At 62.0% G+C, this 20,939-nt stretch carries 19 protein-coding genes; 3 read left to right on the top strand and 16 right to left on the bottom strand.

Going from position 1 to position 20,939, the window contains the following annotated elements:
• Positions 1-42: 42 nt before the first annotated feature.
• The 10 genes from ACT7DV_RS13425 to hisI all read right to left on the bottom strand — a co-directional run bounded on the left by ACT7DV_RS13425 (position 43) and on the right by hisI (position 13,813).
• A complete protein-coding gene (locus tag ACT7DV_RS13425) occupies positions 43-1,512 on the bottom strand; it encodes a glutamate synthase subunit beta (protein ID WP_444663242.1) in 1,470 nt (489 codons plus the stop codon).
• Positions 1,505-6,124: a glutamate synthase large subunit gene (gltB, locus tag ACT7DV_RS13420; protein WP_444663241.1), complete on the bottom strand. Its 4,620-nt coding sequence runs from the start codon at positions 6,122-6,124 to the stop codon at positions 1,505-1,507. The genes ACT7DV_RS13425 and gltB overlap by 8 nt, the downstream gene beginning before the upstream one ends.
• A gap of 597 nt (positions 6,125-6,721) precedes the next feature.
• Positions 6,722-7,711 carry a prolipoprotein diacylglyceryl transferase gene (gene lgt / locus ACT7DV_RS13415; protein ID WP_444663239.1) on the bottom strand — a complete coding sequence of 330 codons (990 nt, stop codon included), beginning with the start codon at positions 7,709-7,711 and terminating at the stop codon, positions 6,722-6,724.
• Positions 7,711-8,493, bottom strand: a complete 783-nt coding sequence (trpA, locus tag ACT7DV_RS13410) for a tryptophan synthase subunit alpha (protein ID WP_444663237.1) — start codon at positions 8,491-8,493, stop codon at positions 7,711-7,713. The genes lgt and trpA overlap by 1 nt, the downstream gene beginning before the upstream one ends.
• Positions 8,494-9,810 (bottom strand): tryptophan synthase subunit beta, encoded by a 1,317-nt coding sequence (gene trpB, locus ACT7DV_RS13405; RefSeq protein ID WP_171919220.1) that lies wholly within the window; start codon positions 9,808-9,810, stop codon positions 8,494-8,496. It lies immediately after the preceding gene.
• A gap of 111 nt (positions 9,811-9,921) precedes the next feature.
• Complete coding sequence (trpC, locus tag ACT7DV_RS13400; protein ID WP_444663234.1) at positions 9,922-10,746, bottom strand: indole-3-glycerol phosphate synthase TrpC; 825 nt, start codon at positions 10,744-10,746, stop codon at positions 9,922-9,924.
• A gap of 1 nt (position 10,747) precedes the next feature.
• On the bottom strand, positions 10,748-10,996 hold the full coding sequence (locus ACT7DV_RS13395; RefSeq protein WP_444663233.1) for an HGxxPAAW family protein: 249 nt from the start codon (positions 10,994-10,996) through the stop codon (positions 10,748-10,750).
• A gap of 156 nt (positions 10,997-11,152) precedes the next feature.
• Complete coding sequence (locus ACT7DV_RS13390) at positions 11,153-11,743, bottom strand: Trp biosynthesis-associated membrane protein (protein ID WP_444663231.1); 591 nt, start codon at positions 11,741-11,743, stop codon at positions 11,153-11,155.
• Complete coding sequence (locus tag ACT7DV_RS13385; RefSeq protein ID WP_444663229.1) at positions 11,740-13,311, bottom strand: anthranilate synthase component I; 1,572 nt, start codon at positions 13,309-13,311, stop codon at positions 11,740-11,742. Before ACT7DV_RS13385 ends, ACT7DV_RS13390 begins: the two co-directional genes overlap by 4 nt.
• 100 nt (positions 13,312-13,411) lie before the next feature.
• A complete protein-coding gene (hisI, locus tag ACT7DV_RS13380; RefSeq protein ID WP_444663227.1) occupies positions 13,412-13,813 on the bottom strand; it encodes a phosphoribosyl-AMP cyclohydrolase in 402 nt (133 codons plus the stop codon).
• A 134-nt stretch (positions 13,814-13,947) separates the two neighbouring features.
• On the opposite strand from hisI, the gene ACT7DV_RS13375 reads away from it, so the two are divergent.
• The 3 genes from ACT7DV_RS13375 to ACT7DV_RS13365 all read left to right on the top strand — a co-directional run bounded on the left by ACT7DV_RS13375 (position 13,948) and on the right by ACT7DV_RS13365 (position 16,366).
• Positions 13,948-14,589, top strand: a complete 642-nt coding sequence (locus ACT7DV_RS13375; RefSeq protein WP_075972476.1) for a TIGR03085 family metal-binding protein — start codon at positions 13,948-13,950, stop codon at positions 14,587-14,589.
• A gap of 215 nt (positions 14,590-14,804) precedes the next feature.
• On the top strand, positions 14,805-15,434 hold the full coding sequence (locus ACT7DV_RS13370; RefSeq protein ID WP_444663225.1) for a DUF6318 family protein: 630 nt from the start codon (positions 14,805-14,807) through the stop codon (positions 15,432-15,434).
• A 2-nt stretch (positions 15,435-15,436) separates the two neighbouring features.
• The gene (locus ACT7DV_RS13365) at positions 15,437-16,366 is read left to right on the top strand and encodes a hypothetical protein (RefSeq protein WP_444663223.1); all 930 of its coding nucleotides are present in this window, start codon (positions 15,437-15,439) and stop codon (positions 16,364-16,366) included.
• A 52-nt stretch (positions 16,367-16,418) separates the two neighbouring features.
• Here the strand turns inward: ACT7DV_RS13365 and hisF are convergent, their stop codons facing one another.
• The 6 genes from hisF to ACT7DV_RS13335 all read right to left on the bottom strand — a co-directional run bounded on the left by hisF (position 16,419) and on the right by ACT7DV_RS13335 (position 20,926).
• The gene (gene hisF / locus ACT7DV_RS13360) at positions 16,419-17,189 is read right to left on the bottom strand and encodes an imidazole glycerol phosphate synthase subunit HisF (RefSeq protein WP_444663221.1); all 771 of its coding nucleotides are present in this window, start codon (positions 17,187-17,189) and stop codon (positions 16,419-16,421) included.
• A gap of 21 nt (positions 17,190-17,210) precedes the next feature.
• Complete coding sequence (hisG, locus tag ACT7DV_RS13355) at positions 17,211-18,059, bottom strand: ATP phosphoribosyltransferase (RefSeq protein ID WP_444663219.1); 849 nt, start codon at positions 18,057-18,059, stop codon at positions 17,211-17,213.
• 138 nt (positions 18,060-18,197) lie between these two features.
• Positions 18,198-18,461, bottom strand: a complete 264-nt coding sequence (locus tag ACT7DV_RS13350; RefSeq protein WP_058254586.1) for a phosphoribosyl-ATP diphosphatase — start codon at positions 18,459-18,461, stop codon at positions 18,198-18,200.
• Positions 18,462-18,533: 72 nt separating this feature from the next.
• On the bottom strand, positions 18,534-19,025 hold the full coding sequence (gene ribH / locus ACT7DV_RS13345) for a 6,7-dimethyl-8-ribityllumazine synthase (RefSeq protein WP_444663217.1): 492 nt from the start codon (positions 19,023-19,025) through the stop codon (positions 18,534-18,536).
• Positions 19,026-19,052: 27 nt separating this feature from the next.
• Positions 19,053-20,303: a 3,4-dihydroxy-2-butanone-4-phosphate synthase gene (ribB, locus tag ACT7DV_RS13340; protein ID WP_444663215.1), complete on the bottom strand. Its 1,251-nt coding sequence runs from the start codon at positions 20,301-20,303 to the stop codon at positions 19,053-19,055.
• On the bottom strand, positions 20,303-20,926 hold the full coding sequence (locus ACT7DV_RS13335; RefSeq protein ID WP_444663214.1) for a riboflavin synthase: 624 nt from the start codon (positions 20,924-20,926) through the stop codon (positions 20,303-20,305). Before ACT7DV_RS13335 ends, ribB begins: the two co-directional genes overlap by 1 nt.
• Positions 20,927-20,939 lie beyond the last annotated feature (13 nt).

Genomic DNA, 20,939 nt, shown 5'->3' with positions numbered 1-20,939 from the left:
CCCACCCGGAAATCGGATGCGCCGCATTCAAGCCTATGACACTCAAATGATGCTGATGGCCCTATCGGTTGGAGCTACCGGTGCAGGAAGGGTGGTCGAGCCCATGAGGAACTGATCGACCGAAGCTGCGCAAGCGCGGCCTTCGGCGATAGCCCACACGATCAGCGACTGTCCCCGACCGGCGTCTCCGGCGACGAAGACCGATTCGGTGTTCGTCTTGTAGTAGCCATCTCGGGCGACGTTGCCCCGGTTGTCGAATTCGATACTGACCTGTTCGTCCAGCCCTGAAACTTCAGGCCCGGTGAACCCGAGGGCAAGCAAAACCAAATCCGCAGTGATGACGCGTTCGGTTCCAGGCTTCGGGAGGCGCTTGCCAGCAACAAATTCTGTCTCTGCAACTGTAACACCGATCACCTTGTTCTGCTCAGTTCCCTCGCCGGCGACGAAGTTCACAGTCGACGCAAGGTAGCTGCGTTCGCCGCCTTCTTCGTGCGAGGACTGCACCTCGAAGAGCACTGGCATCATTGGCCACGGCTGGTTTTCGCTGCGTTCGGTGCCCGGCTGCTTGCCGATGGCCAGCGTCGTAACACTGGCCGCGCCCTGGCGCAAAGCGGTGCCGATGCAGTCCGAGCCGGTGTCGCCGCCGCCGAGGATGATCACGTGCTTGCCCTTGGCATCGATTTTGCGCTCGCTGCTGGTACCGGCAACAACGCGGTTGTTATCGGTGAGGAATTCCATGGCATGGTGCACGCCATCAAGCTTGTGGCCGGGTACCGGAAGCTCGCGTGGCACGGTGGCACCGGTGGCAACTATCACCGCGTCGTAGTCGCGCTGCAGCTGCTTCCAGGTGATGTCCTTGCCGATTTCGATGCCGGTGCGGAAGATCGTGCCCTCCTCGCGCATCTGGTCCAGGCGGCGATCGATGATCTGCTTTTCCAGCTTGAAGTCCGGAATGCCGAAGCGCAGCAGCCCGCCGATGGCCTCATCGCGTTCGTACACGGCCACGGTGTGCCCGGCACGGGTCAGCTGCTGGGCGGCGGCCAGTCCGGCAGGGCCGGAACCCACGATGGCCACACGGTGCTCGGTGTGGCGCGCTGGCGGCTGTGGGACAAAGTCCCCGGCATCCATCAGGTGCTCGGCCAGTTCGGCCTCCACCTGCTTGATGGTCACCGCAGGCTGGTTGATCCCGAGCACGCAGGAGGACTCGCATGGTGCAGGGCAGAGCTTGCCGGTCAGTTCCGGGAAGTTGTTGGTGGACAGCAGCCGGGCTGCCGCATCATCCAAGCGGCCCTTGTAGGTCAGGTCGTTGAACTCCGGAATCAGGTTGCCCAGCGGGCAGCCCTGGTGGCAGAAAGGAATGCCGCAGTCCATGCAGCGCGACGCCTGCTGCTGCAGGGTGCCGTCCTTCTGCCGTTCGACAACTTCCTTGTAGTCCATCAGGCGCACCGGTACGGGGCGCTTAGGTTGGGTGACTCGCTCGGTCACCTTCAGGAATCCGCGTGGATCAGCCACGGGTCACCTCCAAAATCTTGTTCCATACCTGTGGCGAATCAGGGTTCTGCCCGTTGGCTTCGGCATCGCTGCGCACCTGCTGCACGGCTGCGAAGTCGCGCGGGGTGATGCTGGTGATGCGGTTGCGGGTTTCTTCCCAATTCAGCACCAGGCGCTGTGCCAATGGCGATGCGGTCTGGGCGATGTGCTCGGTGAGCAGCTCGTGGATGCGCTCGGCCTCCTGGTCGGTGATCGGGGTGATCAGCAGGTCGCCCTGGCTGGCTGCCAGCGGGTTGAGCTTGGCTTCGTCGAAATCGACGACCCAGGCGACACCGCCGGAGAAGCCCGCGCCGAAGTTGCGGCCGGTCTCCCCCAGGATCAGCACCTCGCCGCCGGTCATGTACTCGCAACCGTGTTCGCCAATGCCCTCGGTGACGATGCTCGCCCCGGAGTTACGGACAGCGAAGCGTTCGCCGACCATGCCGTTGATGAACATCGAGCCGCTGGTGGCGCCGTAGCCCACCACGTTGCCGGCGATCACCTGTTCTTCCGGTGCGGAAGTGGTGCTCGCTGGCGGGTGGATGACGATCTTGCCGCCGGACAGGCCCTTGCCCACGTAGTCATTGGCGTCGCCGTCCAGGGACAGGGTGACACCGGCGGGCAGGAAGGCACCGAGCGACTGGCCGGCACGCCCGGCAAGGTTCACCGTGATGGTGTCATCGTCCAGGGTCTCCAGCCCGAAGGTCTTGGTGACATAGTGGCCCAGCAGCGTGCCCACCGAACGGTCGGTGTTCACGATCGGCGACTCGATGGTCACCGGAATGCGATCGGACAAAGCCGGGGTCGCGGCAGCCAGCAGGCGCTGGTCCAGGTGGTTGTCCAACCCGTGGTCCTGGCCAATGCGGCGACGGCGGGCAGCAAGTTCAACGGCAGGCTGGTGGGTGATTGCCTCCAGCGCCAGGCCGGTGACCTTGCGGTGCGCGCCCAGCTGCTCGGCGTCGGTTTCCAGCAATTCCACGCGGCCGATCACTTCGTCCAGGGTGCGCGCACCCAGGGAAGCGAGCAGTTCGCGGACTTCCTGGGCGATGAACTCGAAGAAGTTCACCACGAATTCGGCCTTGCCGTTGAAGCGCTCGCGCAGCACAGGGTTCTGTGTCGCCACGCCCACCGGGCAGGTGTCCAGGTGGCAGACGCGCATCATGATGCAGCCCGAAACCACCAGCGGCGCGGTGGCGAAACCGAACTCCTCGGCACCCAGCAGGGCACCGATCAGCACGTCGCGGCCGGTCTTGAGCTGGCCGTCGACCTGTACGGTTACGCGATCGCGCAAGCCGTTGAGGATCAGCGTCTGCTGGGCTTCGGCCAGGCCGAGTTCCCATGGGGTGCCCGCATGCTTCAGCGAGTTCATCGGCGAAGCGCCGGTGCCACCGTCATGCCCGGAAATCAGCACCACGTCGGCCTTGGCCTTGGCCACGCCGGCGGCCACGGTGCCGATGCCGGACTCGGAGACCAGCTTCACGTGCACGCGCGCCGAAGGGTTGGAGCACTTGGCATCGTGGATCAGCTGGGCCAGGTCCTCGATCGAGTAGATGTCGTGGTGCGGTGGCGGGGAGATTAGCCCGACACCCGGGGTGGAGTGGCGGGTTTTGGCGATCCAGGGGTAGAGCTTCTGGCTCATCAGCTGGCCGCCCTCGCCCGGCTTGGCGCCCTGGGCCATCTTGATCTGGATGTCATCCGCGTTGGTCAGGTACAAGCTGGTCACGCCGAAACGGCCCGAGGCGATCTGCTTGACCGCGCTGCGCCGCTCGGGGTCAAGCAGGCGCTCAGGGTCCTCGCCGCCTTCGCCGGTGTTGGACTTGCCGCCCAAGCGGTTCATGGCGATGGCAAGGGTTTCGTGGGCTTCGGCGGAGATCGAGCCGTAGCTCATCGCACCGGTGGCGAAGCGCTTCACGATTTCGGAGACCGGCTCCACCTCGTCGATGTCGATCGGGGTGATGCCCTCGGTCTTCAGCTTCAGCAGCCCGCGCAGGGTCTTGAGCTGCGCGGCCTGGTCGTCCACTGCCTTGGTGTACTCCTTGAACACGTCGTAGCGGCGGGTTCGGGTGGAGTGCTGCAGGCGGAAGACGGTCTGCGGGTCGAACAGGTGCGGCGGGCCCTCGCGGCGCCACTGGTATTCGCCTCCGACCTCAAGCTCGTTGGCCTGGGACGCACCGTCGATTTCCGGGTAGGCGCGGGTATGGCGGGCAGCGGCCTCGGCGGCCACCACATCGAGTTCGATGCCCGAGAGCTTGGTAGTGGTGCCGGTGAAGTACTGGTCGACCACGCGCTGGGACAGGCCCACGGCTTCGAAGGTCTGCGCGCCGCAGTAGCTGGAGACCGTGGAAATGCCCATTTTGGACATGATCTTCAGCACGCCCTTGCCCAGGGCCTTGATCAGGTTCGAGTTGGCGGTCGGACCGTCAACGCCTGGCAGTTCGCCCTCTTCAGCCATCTGCTCCACCGATTCCAGCGCCAGGTACGGGTTGATCGCGGCAGCGCCGTAGCCGATCAGCACCGCAATGTGGTGCACTTCGCGGGCGTCGCCGGATTCGATGATCAGCGAGGCGCGGGTGCGGTTCGAGCTCTTGAGCAGGTGGTGGTGGACCGCCGAAGTCAGCAGCAAGGACGGGATCGGAGCCCAGGCCGCGGAGGAATCGCGGTCGGAGAGCACGATGTAGCGCACGCCGCGGTTCACCGCAGCGGAGACCTTCTCGCAGATTTCCTGCAGGCGGGCGCGCAGTTCCGATTCGCCGCCGGCCGGGCGGTAGAGCCCGCGGACCTTCAGCGAGAGCTTGGATCCGGATTCGTCGCGCAGGTTCACGATCTTGGCCAGCTGGTCATTGGTCAACACCGGGTAGTCCAAGGCGATCTGGGTCTGCGGAACCTTATCCAGGCTCAGCAGGTTGCCGTCGGGCCCGATGGTGGTGCGCATCGAGGTGACCAGCTCTTCGCGGATGGCATCCAGCGGCGGGTTGGTGACCTGCGCAAAGGACTGGGTGAAGTAGTCGAAGAGCAGGCGCTGGCGGTCGGCCAGGGCGGCGATCGGGGTATCGGTGCCCATGGCGGCCAGCGGCTCAGCGCCGGCGGTGGCCATCGGGGCGAGCAGCACCCGCAGTTCTTCGGTGGTGTAACCGAAGGTCAGCTGGCGCAGCAGCACGGAAGCCGAGTTGTGACGCACGTGCTCCAGGTCCGGGAAGTCGGCCAGGGTCTTCATATTGTGCGAGACCCATTCGCGCCATGGCTTGGCCGCGGCAACCTCGGCCTTGATTTCGGAATCTTCAACGATGCGGCCGGCATTCAGGTCGACGGCGAACATCTTGCCCGGGGCGACACGGCCCTTGGAGACAATGTGCTCTTCTGCCACGTCGATCACGCCGACCTCGCTGGCCAGCACGACCAGATCGTCATCGGTGACCCACCAGCGGGCCGGGCGCAGGCCATTGCGGTCCAGCACGGCGCCGGCCATCTGGCCGTCGGTGAAGCACACTGCTGCCGGGCCATCCCATGGCTCGATCAGCATCGAGTGGTACTGGTAGAAGGCGCGCAGGTCCTCATCCATCTGGGTGTCGTTTTCCCACGGCTGAGGGATCATCATCATGATCGCTTCGGTCACGTTGCGGCCCGAGAGCATGAGCATTTCGGCCACTTCATCGAAGCTGGCCGAGTCCGAGGCACCCGGGGTGCAGATCGGGAACAGCTCTTCAGGCACTTCGCCCAGCAGCGTGGAGTCCAGGGTGGACTGGCGGGCGCGCATCCAGTTGCGGTTGCCCTTGACCGTGTTGATCTCGCCGTTGTGCGCGATGGTGCGGAACGGCTGGGCCAGCGGCCACGAAGGGAAGGTGTTGGTGGAGAAGCGCGAGTGCACGATCGCGCAGCGGCTGGTGAAGCTCGCCTCGGACAGGTCCGGGTAGAACGGCTCGAGCTGCGCGGTGGAGACCATGCCCTTGTAGACGATGGACTGCGCGGAGAAGGAGGCGAAGTAGACGCCCATCTTGTTGTGCGCGCGGCGGCGGATGCGCCAGGCCGCTGCATCGAGTTCGCGGCTGCTCAAGGCCGGTGCTCCGGCAGGCGAGGCGACAAAGAACTGGGTGATGTAGGGCATGACCTTGCGAGCCGAAGCACCCAGGACCGAGGCATCGACCGGCACTTCGCGCCAGCCCAGTACCGACAGGTTCTCTTCGGCGGCGAGGCTTTCAAGTTCGGACTGCGCGTATTCGCGCTCCTTGGTTTCCGCTGGCAAAAAGCCCATGCCCACGGCGTACGATCCGGCCTGGGGGAGCGGGAAACTCGTGGCGCTGCGCAAGAACGCGTCGGGCATGTGCAGCAGGATGCCTGCACCGTCACCGGTGCCTTCGTCAGCGCCGATGGCGCCGCGGTGTTCCAGGCGGCGCAAAGCGGTCAGCGCGTGCACGACGATATCGTGGCTGGATTCGTTTTTCAGGGACGCAATCATTGCCAGACCGCAGGCGTCCTTTTCAGCCGCTGGGTCATACAGCCCCTGCGCGCCGGGCAGCGCCGCGAAGCGGGTGTATGGCGAGGCAACGTCCTCGCCAGAGCCTGGCGAGGCGTTCATTTGGACTCCGGTCATGCTCATGAGCGTGCCTTTCTGTGGTTCATGCAGGATAGGCGCGCCGACCCCTTAGGCAAAGAGTATATTTCTTGCAAGGGCGACCGGCCGCCTGAATGTCTCATCGACTTGAAACGTATCGACAGTGCCAAGCGGGGTGTGCCTGCGTATCGAGGTTTCGGGGACGAACATTTCCCACCTCGTTGTGGTACTGCATCGCAGGTCCGCTCCAGGGGTTGAGGGCCCATCGCGATGCCAACATCACACGTTACGCAATTTTTGTTTCTCCAGTGCGACTGTTTGTGTTTCAGAAATGTTAAAAACAGGGTCCGCGCACTGCTGCTTCAGCATGGCCCCGTGAGGTCAAAACCCTGAAAAACGGTTTTGTCTACCTGTTTCTGAGGCTTTTTCATGTTTCAGGAATGTTGCGGAGACTTATCGTGGGCCGCGAGAAATTATTTCCGATTTTTTCGACAGGTTTCGCCATACTTGGCCGGTCGCGCGTCATGTAAGCGGCATCGGGCCGCTGGCGAGGGTGGTAAGACAGCTGCGGCCGACAAGTTGGCATACTTGTCGGCCGATCAGCACTTGTCCGGAGCCAGGGTCGAAAACCTGGCACCTTCGCTATTCGATATTTTTTTCCTGCGGCCCTTCGCCTGCGGCTTCGGCCGATGCGTCGGTTCCGGCCGGGTTTGCGCCCTCGGCCGCCGCTTCCGGCTTGCGCCCTGGCAGGAAGAACGGATCGGCATCCTGGCTGCGGGTTCGCTTCAGGACCAGGAACAAGGCGATGGCTCCGGCGATCACCAGGGCGATGGCCAGCCACTGGTGCACCCTAAGGCCCAGCGGCCCGATGGTGATGATTTCCGCCGGGTCCAGGCGCAGGGACTCGGTGAAGGTGCGGCCGATGCCGTACCAGATCATGTAGCAGCAGAACATCGCTCCGCGGCGCAGCTTGAACTTGCGGTCCAGCCCGATCAGCACCAGCGCGCCGAGCACGTTCCACAGCGACTCGTAAAGGAAGGTCGGGTGGAAGAGCGTGTCGGCAGGCAGGCCAGTTGGGAAATTGTAGCTGTTGGGGTCGATTTCCAATCCCCAGGGCAGGGTGGTCGGTGCGCCGAAGAGCTCCTGGTTGAACCAGTTGCCCCAGCGTCCGATGGCCTGGGCCAGCAGCAGCCCCGGCACAGCCGCGTCGGCAAATGCCGAGAGCCGGATGCCCGTCTTGCGGCAGCCGATCCAGGCACCCAGGGCACCGAGGGATACCGCACCCATGATTCCCAGCCCGCCCAGCCACAGCTGGGGTATCTCGGCCCAGTGCGCCTGCTGCCCGGCCAGCCCGAAGTAGTACATCGGGTCGGTGATCAGCACGTGGTAGAGCCGGCCGCCGATAATGCCAAAGGGGATCGCCCAGATCGCGATGTCCCAGAGCATGTCGGAATTGCCGCCGCGGGCCTGCATCCGCTTATTGGTCAGCCATAGCGCCAGCAGGATGCCGGCCAGGATGCATAGTGCGTAGGCATGGATGGTCAGCGGCCCGATGCTGAATTTGGACAGCTCCGATGGCGGGGAGGGAATGGAGGCTGGCAGGGCCAGGGCCAGCTGGGTGCTGATGCCCATCAGGCTCGTCCGCTCAGTTCTGCCGCGAGGCGGCCAACGGCTGGCACTCCCCCGTCGCGCAAGGCGGCCACCAGGGCGGTACCGACAATCACGCCGTCAGCGTAGGCACCGATTTCTTCCACGTGCTCGCGGCGCGAGACGCCAAGGCCAACGCAGGCGTTGGCTGCGCCGGCGGCGTGCGCGGCGGCTACCACGGCTTCGGCGGCCGAGGAGACTTCGCTGCGCGCGCCGGTGACGCCCATCAGCGATACGCAGTAGATGAATCCGCTGGAGGCATCCACGGTGCGCTGCACGCGCTCTTCGGTGGAGGATGGGGCGATCAGGAAGACGCGCTCCAGATCGTGCTTGGTGCTCGCCTCGATCCACTCCTCGGCTTCATCCGGGACCAGATCCGGGGTGATCAGGCCGGCGCCGCCAGCTTCGGCGAAACGGCGGGAGAACTCGTCCACGCCCAGGCGGAGCACCGGATTCCAGTAGGTCATGACCATCACGGCCGCATCGGTACGTTCGGTGATGCCGCGCACGATATCAAAAATCTGCGGCACCTTGAAGCCGTTGGACAGCGACTGCACCGTGGCTTCCTGGATGACCAGACCATCCATGACCGGGTCGGAATAGGGGATGCCGATTTCGATGATGTCCACGCCATTTTCGGCCAGCGCCACGGCGGCTTCAATACTCGTCGGGACGTCCGGGAAACCAGCTGGCAGGTAGCCGATCAATGCGGGGCGGCCCTCGGCACGGGCGGCAGCGATTTTTTCAGCACTAGTCACGCGGGTCATCTACTTCTCCTCGGAGTTCTGCGAGTTGGCCGCGTTGATTTCGGCTTCGGCATCTTTTTCGTCGATCATGTTGAACCAGGCGGCTGCGGTGCCCACGTCCTTGTCCCCGCGGCCCGAGAGGTTCGCGATGATGATGGTCTCCTGCGGCACGACTCCCTCGGCGACCTTGCGCTGGGCCAGCCGGATGGTGCCGGCCAGGGCGTGCGCGGACTCGATCGCCGGCAGGATGCCCTCGGTGCGGCATAGCGCCTTGAACGCATCCATGGCCTCGGTGTCGGTGACCGGTTCGTAGCTGACACGGCCGATGTCGGCCAAGTAGGCGTGCTCCGGGCCGACGCCCGGATAGTCAAGCCCCGCGGAAATGGAGTGCGACTCGATGGTCTGGCCGTCGTCGTCCTGCATCAGGTAGGACTTCGCGCCGTGCAGCACGCCCGGGCGGCCCAGGGTGATGGTGGCGGCGTGGCGGTCGGTGTCCACGCCGTCGCCGCCGGCTTCGAAGCCGTAGATCTCGACCTCTGGGTCATCGAGGAAACCGTGGAAGATGCCGATCGCGTTCGATCCGCCGCCGATGCAGGCGGTGACCGCATCGGGCAGGCGCCCGGCCTGGGCCAGGATCTGCTCGCGTGCCTCGTCGCCGATCACCTCGTGGAAGTAGCGCACCATGGCCGGGAAAGGAGCGCCGCCAGCGGCGGTACCCAGCAGGTAGTGGGTGTTCTCCACATTCGCCACCCAGTCGCGCAGGGCTTCGTTGATGGCGTCCTTCAGCGTCTGGGAGCCGACGGTCACCGGGATGACGGTGGCGCCGAGCAGCCGCATCCGGGCCACGTTCAGCGCCTGCCGGCGGGTATCCTCGGCGCCCATGTAGACCACGCATTCCAGGCCCATCAGGGCCGCGGCGGTGGCCGAGGCCACACCGTGCTGGCCGGCACCGGTTTCAGCGATGATGCGGGTCTTGCCCATGCGCTTGGCCAGCAATGCCTGGCCGAGCACGTTGTTGATCTTGTGGCTGCCGGTGTGGTTCAAGTCTTCGCGCTTGAGGAAGATCCGCACCCCGCCGCAGTACTGCTGCGAGAAGCGCTTGGCCTCGGTGAGCAGCGAGGGGCGTCCCGAATAGTTCTTGTTCAGGTCCTTGATCTGGGCGACGAACTCGGGGTCCTTCTTGGCCGCTTCGAAGGTCTCATTCAGCTCGTCCATCGCCGCCATGAGGGACTCGGGCATCCATCGTCCACCGTAGGCGCCAAAATAAGGGCCACTGGCGTGCCTTAGCGACTGTGCATCGATCGACTGGCCGTGCGCGGAATTCTCCGGGGTGCTCATCGATTCCCTCTTTTCTCAAACGAAGCTTGATTCATGGTATGTCTCGTGCCCCGCCGGAAGCTCCTGCGGGGCACGTGAAAGTTTGTACCTGGTTCCTTGGCTCCGCCGCGGCTAGCGCTGCGGTTTGGCTTCGGTTCCAGCGGTGATGAATTCGGCGACGGTGGCTCGCGGATTCGCGTGCTTCACCAGGGCCTCACCCACCAGGATGGCATCGGCACCGGCAGCACCATATTGGGCGACTTGCTCGGTGGATTCAACACCGGATTCGGCGATGATCACCGCTTCTGATGGGATCAGCGGGGCAAGCTTGCCGAAGGTCGCAGGATCGACGTCGAGCGTCTTCAAATTGCGCACGTTGACCCCGATGATTTTCGCTCCGGCCTTCAGCGCACGCTGGATTTCTTCCTCGGTGTGCGTCTCGACCAGGGCGTTCATTCCCAGCTGATGCGTTAATTCTAGGAAAGATTTCAGCAATTGGTCATCCAGCGCCGCAACAATGAGCAATACGAGGTCCGCGCCGTGGGCACGTGCCTCGTAAATCTGGTACTCATCGACCGTGAAGTCCTTGCGGAGCACCGGAATCTGCACCGCCGCGCGCACAGCATCCAGGTCAGCCAGCGAACCGCCAAAGCGGCGGGCTTCGGTGAGCACCGAAATCACCGAGGCGCCTCCGGCCTCGTATTCGGCGGCCAGAACGGCAGGCTCGGCAATCTCCGCCAGCGCGCCCTTGGACGGGGACTTGCGCTTGACCTCCGAGATCACCCGCAGTGTGTGATCCCGGGTGCCCTGCTGGTCGCGGCCGCCCAAGGCCGCAAACGCGTCGCGGGCCGGGGCAGCTTCAGCGGCAACGGCCTTGATGGCCTCTAGGCTGGTGGTTGCGCGACGGGCGCCCAGGTCTTCCCGGACGCCCGCGATGATGTCATCAAGAACAGTCAATTTAGTGCGATGCTCCACTGCGTGCGCCACCGACGCCAAAGCCGGCGGCCTTCAGGATGGCGCCAACGATCAGGCCAAGAACTACAATGCCGCAGCCGACCCAGACGATGGACCAAGCCAGGTTCGCGAAGGCAATGCCGCCGACGATGAAACCTACGGTCATGATCAGCACGCAGCTCCAGGCTGCGATGGAGTTACCGTGGCCAATCTCTTCGGCGTATACCGGATCGATCTCGGTGTTCTGCGACATTTCTCGCGTTCTCCTTATGTTTGTTGATGCGCCGCGGCCCAGGATGCAGGCCGGCGTCGCTGCTCTTCAGAAACCATTCTGCCATCTGTGCCCGGTCACATCCTATTTGCCCGGGCTTTCGTTTCAAATCGGTGGCGCGAATCACCACCGGTCTTGCTATTTGGCTTCGGAGGTAGGATCCTCGCCGGCCGAAAGCTGCTCCCAGTTCGCGATGCTCCGCGAGGAGGCGTCCTTGGGCACGCTGGCGCTTTTGGCTGCCTGGCGGTCGTACTTGCTGGCTTTGGTTGGCCAGTGGCGCGCGAAGGCAAATGTCAGCACCGCCTGGAGGGCCATCAGGGCGCCCGCCGCAATGGCGATCACCGGCCACGCGGTCACCGAGTACTCGCCCGCATTTTGGGCCAGCCCGGTCGCCTCGGCCACGGCGGTGGCCGCCACGGCCTGCGGATCGCCCAGCGCGCCGGCTCCCGCGGCAATTGCCGACACGCCGGCCAGCAGGCTCAGCGCCGCGATGATATAGCGGGCGATCTTTCCGGCAATGAGCAGTGCCAGCGACGCGGCGAGCACAACCACGCACACGGCGGTGACCGATGCGGCAGCGCTCGCGCCGTCGATCACGATCTGCGGGATCTGCACCGAGCTGGCGGCCACGTCCACGGTGATCCATGTTTGGGTCGCGGACCAAAATCCCAACAGGGCGCCGAGCACGCCAACCATGGCCAGGTAGCGGGCACTGGTCAATTTCTTCACTTGCGTTCACCTAGTTCGGTGTTGATGGTATGGGCTGCGTGCATGGATTGCGCGGCCCAAACGGCGTGCAATGGCGCGGCCGCCTTGTTCACGGTTTCCAATGCCTCATCGGCGAACTTGGAATCGTTCACGATGCCGCCGCCGGCCTGCACATAGGCGCGTCCGCCCTTGAGCAGCGCGGAGCGGATGGCGATCGCCATATCCATATCGCCTGCAAAGTCGAGGTAGCCCACGACTCCGCCATAGATGCCACGGCGGTAAGGCTCATATTCGTCGAGCAGCTGCAGGGCGCGCGGCTTCGGCGCCCCGGAGAGCGTGCCAGCCGGGAAGGTCGCGGCCAGCACGTCGTAGGCGTCAACATCCTCGCGGGTCTTGCCCACGACATTGGACACCAGATGCATGATGTGGCTGAAGCGCTCGACTTCCATGAACTGGGTGACCTCCACGGTGCCGGCTTGGCAAACCCGGGACAGGTCATTGCGTGACAGATCGACCAGCATCAGGTGCTCGGCCCGTTCCTTCTCGTCATTCACCAGCGACTTCTCGAAGAGCTGGTCATCCTCGTAATTCGCGCCACGCGGACGGGATCCGGCGATCGGGTGGGTGACCACATGCGAGTCGTTGACCGTCACCAGCGCTTCGGGCGAGGAGCCGACGATTTCAAAGGCCTCGCCATCTTCATTTACGAAGTTGAACAGGTACATGTACGGGCTCGGGTTGGTGGCACGCAGCACCCGGTAGACATCCAGCGCGTCGGCCTGGGTCTCCAATTCGAAGCGCCGGGAGACCACGATCTGGAACACCTCGCCGTCCACGATCGCGGTCTTTGACTTGGCCAGCGCCTCAAGGTACTCGTTTTCGGCCCACGAGTGGGTGACTTCGTCCATGAGCTTTTCGCGCGGAACGTCGGTTCCGGAGAGCACCGAGGCGGCGGCTTCCACCGGCCGGGACAACTGGTCGAGCATCGCCTGCAAGCGCGCCACCGCGTCGTCGTAGGCTTCATCGACATTCTCGTCGCTGCCGTTGAAGTTAATGGCGTTGGCGATCAGCGTCACCGTGCCCTCAACTGAATCATGGGCCGCCATATCGGCAACCAGGTTCATGCTCAACTCTGGCAAGTTCAGGTCATCCAACGGTGGATTTGGCAGCTTTTCCCAGTGGCGCACGCACTCCCAGCCGATGAACCCGACCATGCCGCCGGTCAGCGGCGGCATGCCCGGCACCGGCTCGGTCTTCAAAGTGCGCACGGTATCGCGCAGCACCTCAACGCCGATGCCGCCATCGGGAAGGCCTTCGGGCGCGTGCCCCTGCCAGTAGGCTTCTCCCCCGCGGGTGCTCAAGGTGGCCGGCGAATTCACGCCGACAAACGAGTAGCGGCTCCACACCCCGCCCGGGGCTGCCGATTCCATCAAGAAGGTGCCGGGGCGCCCTTGGGCCAAAGTCCGGTAGAGCCCGATGGGTGTCAGCGAGTCGGCGAGGACCGTGATCGTTACCGGGATAACGCGGCGATCGGCCGCCAAGATGGCGAAGTGCTCGCGCGATGGGGAAATCTTGCCGAGAGTTTTCATCAGTGTTCTTCTTCTACGTGTTGATCCCGCGCGGTCAATCCCGTGCAGGAAGCATCAAATTCCGGCCTGTCCATCCTGGCGGCCAGAAATTTGGAAAGTGCTATTCGGGGCGATTGCCGATCGCAGCGGGCAGCTGGCGATCGGTAAAGCAGGTCTCGGTACCGGTGTGGCATGCCGCCCCCACCTGATCCACCTGCACCAGCAATGCGTCGCCATCGCAGTCCAAAGCGACGGACTTGACGAACTGGAAGTGGCCAGAGGTATCGCCCTTGCGCCAATATTCCTGCCGGGAGCGCGAGTAGAAGGTCACCCGTCCCGTGGTCAAGGTGCGGTGCAGCGCCTCGTCATCCATCCAGCCGAGCATGAGTACCTTGCCTGTGTCGTATTGCTGCGCGATCGCGGCGACCAGCCCATTGCCATCACGCTTGAGCCGAACGGCAATGGCCGGATCCAGGCCTGGGGTTTCGGGGCTCAAATTCGAGCCGTCGTTAGAAGTAGACATCCCCTTTAGCATACTGGTTTCAGCCCGGTTTCATTGACCTGTGACGCACTGCTCGCCAAAGCCCCACAGGACATGGGCGACACTGCCGGCGCATTGCCCTAATCAGTGCGCGCGCCGTGCTACTTTCAGAAGTGATGCACTTAGTTCAGGCTTCCAGACTCGCGTTGGCCGAGACCTTGCTTGCCGCAGGTCCTACCGCTGACACTCTTTGCGACGGGTGGCAAACCCGTCATCTTGCCGCGCACCTTGTTGTGCGCGAGCGATCGATCCTTGCCGCGGGCGTGGTTTTCAAACCCCTGTCCAAGAAGCTCGAGGCCAAGGTCAATGAACTCGCCAACGCGGCGCAGTCCCCTGAACGCTATGCCTCGCTCATCCGCACTTTCCGCTCGGGTCCGGCCAAGTACTCGCCGTTTGTCATCGACAAGTTCGATCAGGCAGCAAACCTCTCCGAGTACTTCATCCACACCGAAGATGTCCGGCGTGCCCGAGCACAGTGGGCACCGCGCGTTTTGGACAAGGAGTATACGGAGCTTCTCTGGCAGTCCCTGACTCGCATGTCGCGTGTCCTCTTCCGAAAAGCTCCCGTCGGAATCATCTTGACCCGCCCGGACGGTCAGCGGCACGTAGCGAAAAAGGCACCAAACGCCGTGTCGATCACCGGCCCGGTCACTGAATTGATGCTCTACGGTTTCGGGCGCATCGATCAGAGCCTCGTGCTTTTTGAAGGCGGAGAGACGGCCCTGGAAATCGTCAAGGGCTTCAAGCCCGGGTTCTAGCGTTGTCCTATTTGGGGCTTACTTCTCAGGCCTTACCAACCAAAAATAAGAGACCTCCTTGAAGAATTTGCGTGTTACTAACCAAAACTCGCAGAACGCATTTCAACACACACCCACCTCAATCAATCCACAAATTACCCTCTGAACCTCCACAACTACCATCAAAGGGCATAGGATATCGGACAATCGAGTCCCCTTTGCGACGGAGTTACGAGATGCGGTTCACTAAGCTGATCTTCTTGGCCACACTCATCATCGGGTTGTCTAGTTGTGTAGCCTCTTCAGGGAAAGACGAACTTGGAGCTCCCGAATCAACGAGTAGTTCCCAATCGACCAGTGCAACAGCGGAGACGCGGAGCTCTCCGACTACGGATGCGGTTTATGTGCCAGCCAACTCAGAATCTCCTGCCCAGAATGTTCCACTACCAGACCTACCCAGTATGGCCAAACATAGAAACAAAGACGGAGCCACAGAGTTTGCGAAGTATTATTTCGAGCTCATCAATTTCACTGTTGAGTCTAATGACTCAACACCGCTGAAAAACGTTACTACCCGTGAATGTCAAGTTTGCGGGAACACACTGATAGACCCTGCGGATCGAGCCAAGAGAAATGGTACATGGCGGGTTGGCGGATTGCACCACGCTACAATTTTGGATTCATACATGTCCGCCAATGACAAAGCAGTCGTAACTGTTTCTTTCACTTCCGATAGTGGGTACCTTTATAACAAGTCTCGTAAAACTCCCGAAGAATTTACGGCCACAAAGTCAACAGTAATGTCGCTGGGTCTTGAGTATGACAAGAAATGGCGCGTATACACAGCTCTCGTTGGTTCGGACTGATCATGAAATTCCTCATGTCACTCGCGCTTCTCGTCTTACCAATCCCGCTGCTACCCGTCACCCCAAATTTTACAACTGCAAATAAACATGAAGATTGTTCCGAAAACGTCAAATTTGGCGATAAAAGCTTTAATCACTCAAACAGAGACTGCTCTACGGATCCTGATGGTGTCGAGCCATACGCAACTCCTAAATCACCCAGCCCTAAGATAAAAGAACCAAAGACACAAAACGTCGAAAAGCGGAAACCACGTCTCAAGATTAAGGATCTTGATATGTGTCAGCCAGGGCGAGAACAAGTGAACCGCTGCACGTCTAATCCAGACGTAAAGGCTTGCCCTGACGGTAGTTTCCCTGTGATTCGACAAATACTGGGCACTGAAGGCCAAAACAATGGCCGGGTTATTCGCCAGTATATTTTTTGTCCAGGGGATCCTCCAAAAATTCAACTTCCAAAAGAAATGTTCGTAGAACGAGATCCAATTATCATAACGATCGAAAAGTTCCGAACCTATCCAATCAAGGGGTCCACAATTCAGAGTGCGCCGAACAAGTTTTCTTTACGCAACGGGCACACGCACTTCTGGGCCAGCGAGGAAATCCAGGAATTCAAATCCAATTTGTCCGGATCAGATGTGCGTATCAAGGCTATACCGATCCAATGGAATTGGAACTACGGAGACGGGGCCACGAGAAATCTGAGCTTCCCCGGCGAGGCTATGCCGTCGCATACTCTGCACGACGAGACCCCAACCAGTCACTCTTACTCAGAGACAGGCAAATTCGGTGTCAAAGTGACGACCTTGTACCGCGGCGAATTCAGCGTTGATGGCGGACCGTGGCAAGCAATTCCAGGACAGGCAGCAGTTCCGAGCAATAACCTGCCAATCGACGTCTGGCGAACTGAGAAGGAACTCATCGCCAATGACTGAATTCAACAGAAATGGCCCGACACCGAAGTGTCGAGCCATTTCTGTTGAAGAACTAGCGAACCGGATAACCGGCGTCGCGGATCGCCTGCTTCACCTGGGCGATCATGTCCTTGGGTCCAAAGTGGAAAATGGAAGCCGCTAGAACGGCATCCGCACCAGCTGCAATCGCTGGAGGGAAATCTTCTGGCTTCCCAGCACCACCGGAGGCGATCAACGGTACCGATACGGAGGCGCGAACCGCACGAATCATCTCCAGATCGAACCCGTCCTTGGTGCCATCGGCGTCAATCGAGTTGAGCAGGATTTCACCTACACCACGCTCGGCGGCTTCCTTGGCCCAAGCAACGGCGCACATGCCGGTTCCGGTCCGGCCGCCGTGAGTGGTGACTTCGTAGCCTGATGCGATCGACGGATCAGCGGTGCGACGAGCGTCAACCGAGAGCACTAGTACCTGGGAACCGAAGCGCTCGGTGATTTCGTTGATTACCTCTGGACGGGTGACCGCAGCGGTATTGATCGATGCCTTGTCAGCACCGTTGCGCAGCAAACGATCAACGTCTTCTGCGGCTCGCACTCCCCCGCCAACGGTCAGCGGGATGAAGACTTCCTCTGCGGTTTGCCGAACAACCTCGTAGGTCGTTTCGCGGTCGGCACTTGATGCGGTGACGTCCAGGAAGGTCAGTTCATCGGCACCGGCTTCGTTATAGCGGCGAGCCAGTTCCACCGGGTCGCCGGCATCGCGAAGGCCCTCAAAGTTGACGCCCTTGACGACGCGGCCAGCATCAACATCGAGACAAGGAATAACACGAATAGCAACGCTCATCGAAGGTAGATTCCTTGTCTACTAGATACGGCAGGCGTGGATTTGGCTGACCAGAATGGCTCGCGCACCCACGTCGTAAAGTTCGTCCATGATGTTGTTGGTTTGCGACTTCTTCACCATCGCGCGGACAGCAACCCAGTCCGAGTTGGCAAGATCCGAAACAGTTGGCGACTCCAGGCCTGGAGTCAGGGCGCAAGCCTCTTCGGCTTGTTCGCGACGCACATCGTAGTCGAGCATGACGTACTGTCGGGCGACCAGTACGCCGTTGAGGCGACGGATCAACACGTCGAGGCCGGCCGGCTTGTGGTCAACGCGGCCAATCAATACCGCTTCGGACTGCAACAGCGGATCACCGAAGATCTCCATGCCGGCGGCCTTGATGGTGTTGCCGGTTTCCACGACATCGGCGATGGCATCTGCTACACCTAGTCGAACGGAGGATTCGATGGCGCCATCAAGACGGACGATCGAAGCTTCGATGCCGGACTTCTGGAGGTAGTGGCGCAGCAGGATGTCGTAGCTGGTGGCAATGCGCTTGCCGTTGAGCTGCTTGGCGTCGTTGAACGCGCCGATCGGGGCAGCGAAGCGGAAGACGGATTTGCCGATGCCCAGGGACAGCTGCTCTTCAACGTCATCGTCCACGTCGGCGTCGAGGTAGAGATCGCGACCGGTGATTCCCACGTCGAGAATGCCTCGGCCTACATAGACGGCGATGTCGCGCGGGCGCAGATAGAAGAATTCAACCTGGTTCTCTTCGTCGACCAGGACCAGTTCGCGCGAATCGCGGCGCTGGAGGTAGCCGGCTTCCTTGAACATGGTGGAAGCGATTTCTGACAGGGCACCCTTGTTGGGTAGGGCTACGCGGAGCATTGTTGACTCATTTCGTCAGTGTGGCGCTGCGGCGTTCAGCCATAAACAAGCGCCAAGGATTATTTTCTTTGGCCGTTGTTACTGCCGTGCGATGCCTGCGCCCGGATCGTGCGTGATCCGAGCGCAGTGTCGCGACGGCTATAGATGCTTGTAAACGTCGGCCAAGGTCATGCCCTTGGCGATCATGAGAACCTGAAGGTGGTAGAGCAGCTGGGAGATTTCCTCTGCTGCGGCCTCGTCGGATTCGTACTCCGCAGCCATCCAAACTTCGGCGGCTTCTTCGACTACTTTTTTACCGATGCCATGGACACCAGAGTCGAGTTCGGTGACGGTACGAGAGCCTTCCGGGCGTTGCTGTGCCTTGAGCGACAATTCGCTGAAGAGCTCGTCAAAAGTTTTCACGGAATCAATCCTAGCGTTTTTCTTGGCATCACCTGCATTCAGGTGGCCCTTTGTGACGGGTCGCCTGATGGGCTAGGCCAAGGCAGCAACGGTCATGACCGCCGCAGAATAGGCCTCATAGCCTTTGTCTTCGCTGGAGTTTTCCAAGCCAGCACGGTCAAGGCCCTGCTCCTCGTTATCGCAAGTGAGCACGCCGAAGCCGATAGGGGTTTTGGTGTCGACACTCACACTGGTTAAGCCGTTGGTGGCCGCCAAGCAGACGTAGTCGAAGTGCGGGGTTCCACCGCGAATGACCACGCCCAAGGCGATGATCGCGTCGTAGTCGCTGGCCAGATTGGCTGCGGCTACCGGCAGTTCAAAGGTGCCCGGCACCCGGATGAGCGTGGTATTCGCCTCCAGGCCAGCGTCCTTGGCGGCGCGCTGCGCGCCATCAATCAGGCCGGTCATGATGACCTCATGCCAGCTGGCTGCAACGATCGCAACCTTGAGTCCGTTGAACTTGCCAGTGCCGGCCAGTGATTCCAGCTGATCGGCAACATCCGTTGGCGCTCCGTGCTTGCTCATGCATTTGCTCCCTGTGTAGTGGTGGTTCTAGGCGCCGTGGTAGGCGTCGGCTTCGAAATCGGACAGCTGCTCGTCGGGAAGATCGAGGTGGTGGCCGAAGCGCGCCTGCTTGGTGTGCAGGTAGGCGGAGTTTTGCTCGCGCGGTGCAATGCGCAGTCCTACCAGTTCGTCAACCGTGATCCCCGCGTTGGTCAGCTGCTCCTGCTTATCCGGGTTATTGCTCAGCAGGCGGATGGTATCCAGCCCCATTGCCTTGAGGATCGCAGCCACCGCGAAATACTCCCGTGCGTCGGCGGGGAAGCCCAGGTGCAAATTGGCGTCCAGGGTATCCATCCCGGATTCTTGCAGCGCGTAGGCGCGCAGCTTGTTGGCCAGTCCTATGCCGCGTCCTTCATGGCCGCGAATATAGATGACATGCCCGCCTTCGGCCGCGATCTGCTCCATCGAAGCGTGCAATTGCTCGCCGCAGTCGCATCGGTAGGAACCGAAGATATCGCCGGTCAGGCACTCCGAGTGGATGCGCACCAGATTGCTCGGGGCGCTTCCGCCGGGGCCTTCGTGGCTGAGCACCATGTGCTCGTTGCCTTCGGCAGTGGCGGCCCGGGCGGTGAAGTCGCCAAAAGCGGTCGGCAATTTGATCGGATCCGTCAGCTCGATCTCGTCGTTGACGCGGCGCCAGCGGGCCAGATCGTCGATGGAGATCAACGGCAGATCATGTTCGGCCGCGAAAACCCGCAAGTCGTCCAGGCGCATCATCTCGCCGTCGTCCTTGGTGATCTCGCCGATCACGCCGGCCGGTTCCAGGCCGGCAGCGCGGCACAGGTCCACCGCGGCCTCGGTGTGCCCCCGTCGCTGCAGGACTCCCCCCGCGGCGGCGCGCAGCGGGAAGATGTGCCCGGGGCGCGAAAGCTGGGCGGGCGCTGTGGCAGGGTCGGCCAGCAGGCGCGTTGTCAGCGCGCGGTCAGCGGCGGAAATACCGGTGGTGATGCCTTCGGCGGCATCGCAGGTGATGGTGAAGGCCGTGCCCTTGGCGTCCTGGTTGATGCCGACCATCGGGCTGAGCCCCAGCGCGTCGGCACGCTTGGCCTCAAGCGGAACGCAGATGACCCCGGAGGTGTAGCGAATGGTGAAGGCCATCAGCGCACTGGTGGCATGCTGGGCGGCGAAAATGATATCGCCTTCGTTTTCGCGATCCTCGTCATCTACGACAACGACCGCGCGGCCCGCCGCCAGCGCGGCCAGCGCAACCGGGATCGGATCAAGCGTTGAGGAGCCCATTACCGCGCACCACCGAATTCATTCAGGCGGGCGACGTACTTGGCCAGCACGTCCACCTCGATATTGATCTTGTCTCCCACCTGGCGGGTGCCCATGGTGGTTTCGGCCAGGGTGATCGGGATGATGCCCACCTCTACCCAGTGCGAGCCGGTGGCGCTGGCCGGCGACACACCGGTGATGGTCAGCGAGATGCCGTCCAGTGCAATGGAGCCCTTTTCTGCGGCTAGCGGCGCGTACTGGTCGTCAAGCGAAATGCGGAAGGTGGTCCATTGACCGTGATCGACCCGTTCGAGCACTTCGCCCACCGTATCCACGTGGCCTTGCACGACGTGGCCGTCGAGCCGGGCGCCGGCTTGGGTGCAGCGTTCCAGGTTCACGCGATCGCCGGCGGCCAGCGATCCGGTGGTGGTCCGCCGCAGGGTTTCGCCCATGACGTCGACGCTGAGCTTCTCCCCCTGCAGCTCGGTGGCGGTCAGGCAGACGCCGTTCACGGCCAGCGATCCGCCCAGGCCCAGGTTCTCGGTGTGCCCTGGCGCGCTGAGGGTCAGTACGGCCAGGTCTTGATCGGGAACGGTTTCGATCCCCTCGATGATTCCCTGGCCGGTAACGATTCCGGTAAACATGGTTTCTCCTCGA

This window comes from Glutamicibacter sp. TV12E (assembly GCF_052441935.1).
Lineage (GTDB): Bacteria > Actinomycetota > Actinomycetes > Actinomycetales > Micrococcaceae > Glutamicibacter.
The sequence above is the reverse complement of the archived record's forward strand: the minus strand, read 5'-3'. Positions and strand labels throughout refer to the sequence as shown.